This is a genomic window from Nonomuraea lactucae, from assembly GCF_003313395.1.
Classification (GTDB): Bacteria; Actinomycetota; Actinomycetes; order Streptosporangiales; family Streptosporangiaceae; genus Nonomuraea; species Nonomuraea lactucae.
Genome location: NZ_QNFZ01000593.1, coordinates 1 through 2,115, shown reverse-complemented (window position 1 = coordinate 2,115; position 2,115 = coordinate 1). Strand labels below are relative to the sequence as shown.

Here is a 2,115-nt window from a genome sequence, read left to right as displayed (position 1 = left end):
GGACCGGACGGCGCGCGAGGCGCGGCCGGCCGAGGACGCCCGGCCGCTGGTCGAGGGCGTGCCGGCCGGTCCGTCGTGGGGCGAGCCGGTGACGCCGACCGACATCGGCGTGTTCGAGGGTTTCGCGCCCGCCCTGGGTGACGCGTTCGCCGCCGCCGAGTCGGGCGGCAGGAAGCTGTACGGCTTCGCGGAGCACTCCAGGACCACGACGTTCCTCGGCACCTCGACGGGGCTGCGGCTGCGCCACGACCAGCCGTCCGGCCGGCTGGAGCTCAACGCCAAGTCGGCCGACCTGAAGCGCTCGGCGTGGGCCGGCGTGGCGACCCGCGACTTCGCCGACGTGGACGTGGCGGGGCTCGACTCGTCGCTGGCGCAGCGGCTCGAATGGGCCAAGAACCGGATCGACCTGCCCGCGGGCCGCTACGAGACGCTGCTGCCGCCGAGCGCGGTGGCCGACCTGATGATCTACATGTTCTGGTCGTCGGGGGCCAGGGACGCGCTGGACGGCCGGTCGGTGTTCGCCAAGCCGGGCGGGGGCACCCGGGTGGGCGAGCGGCTGGCGTCCCTGCCGGTCACGCTCTCCGGTGACCCGTCGGCGCCGGGCCTCGAGTGCGCGCCGTTCGTCGTGGCGCACGCGTCCGGCCGGGAGTCGTCGGTGTTCGACAACGGCCTGCCTCTCTCCCCCACCGAGTGGATCAAGGACGGGACGCTCCAGGCGCTGCTCCAGACCCGCTACTCCGCCGAGATCAGCGGCCTGCCCGTGACGCCCACGATCGACAACCTGATCATGACGGGGCCCGGCGACGGCCGGTCGCTGGACGAGATGATCGCCTCGACGCGGCGCGGCCTACTGCTCACCTGCCTGTGGTACATCCGCGAGGTCGACCCGCAGACGCTGCTCCTGACCGGGCTGACCCGTGACGGCGTCTACCTGGTGGAGAACGGCGAGGTGGTGGGCGAGGTCAACAACTTCCGGTTCAACGAGAGCCCCGTCGACCTGCTGGGCCGCCTGGCGGAGGTGGGCTCCAGCGTGCAGACGCTGCCCCGCGAGTGGAACGACTACTGGACCCGCACGATCATGCCGGCCGTGCGGGTGCCCGACTTCAACATGTCGACGGTCAGCCAGGCGAGCTGATCGCGAACGTGTGCACGCGGCTCCATCTCTGGCCGGTGACCACGCGGGCGGTGCCCGCCTCCAGGTCGTAGACCGCCGACCAGCGGGTGTGCGGCTGGGCCACCCGGCGGAGCAGGTCGAGGGCGTCGGCTCCGGTGCCGATGCCCTCGGCCAGCGTGCGGTAGCGGGTGTCGCCGAGTTTCTCGGCGCGGCCGGCGCCGGCCATCGTGATGTTGGTGAGGATGCGGTCGTCGATCACCTGTAGCCCGCCGGGGCCGAACTCGACGACCGCCGAGCGGCCCGAGCGGTCGGCGAGCAGCCAGTGCACCTGCGGGCCGCCGGTGAAGTCCACGTCGTAGCGGCGCATCAGCGCGACGGCCTGCTCCACGTCGGCGGCGCGGTCGAGCATCAGGCGCATGACGCGCACGCTGCTGACCTGGACGCGGCCCGGCGTCCTGGCGGGCAGCCCGGTCTCCGGGACCTGCGCGAGGCCGACGGCCAGGCCCTTCTCGTTCATGCCGTCGAACGGCGAGAGCACCGCGTGCGCCAGCCGCCGCCGGTCGGCCGCGCTCTTGAGGTCGGCCGGCCCCTTGCGGCCGAGCAGGTACGACACGTCGACGATGGACAGGGACGCGTAGCCGCCCGGCGGGTCGGCGCGCACGACCATGGCCGGGTTGGGGTCCCAGTCGAAGTTCCGGGCGAACTCCGCGCCGCGGTGGAACAGCGAGCAGGCCCAGCCCTCCTCGCCGCGGGCCAGTTCCTGCTCCGTGAGGGGGGCCTCGGCGTCGTAGCCGCCGTGGTAGGTCATCTCGTACAGCGGCAGGTCGTCGACCTGGCGCAGGCCGGCGATCGTACGGGCTCGCTGGGCGGGGGTCTGGCGCAGCAACGCGGTGCTCCGGCCTCCCTGCTCGGACACGGACACGGACGCGGACGCGGACGGGGACCGGGCGCCCGGCGGGGTGGCCGGGGGCGCGGTGGCCGGGGCCTGGCCCGTGGCGGGG

At 73.9% G+C, this 2,115-nt stretch carries 2 protein-coding genes; one reads left to right on the top strand and one right to left on the bottom strand.

The window, feature by feature from the left end; genetic code table 11:
* A partial coding sequence (locus DQW85_RS23985) for a TldD/PmbA family protein (RefSeq protein ID WP_162795314.1) occupies window positions 1-1,135 on the top strand: 1,135 nt, incomplete at its 5' end.
* Here the strand turns inward: DQW85_RS23985 and DQW85_RS23980 are convergent.
* Window positions 1,119-2,115 (bottom strand): linear amide C-N hydrolase (locus tag DQW85_RS23980; protein WP_240197387.1); only part of this gene is annotated, 997 nt, incomplete at its 5' end. The two genes, DQW85_RS23985 and DQW85_RS23980, sit on opposite strands and share 17 nt — an antisense overlap.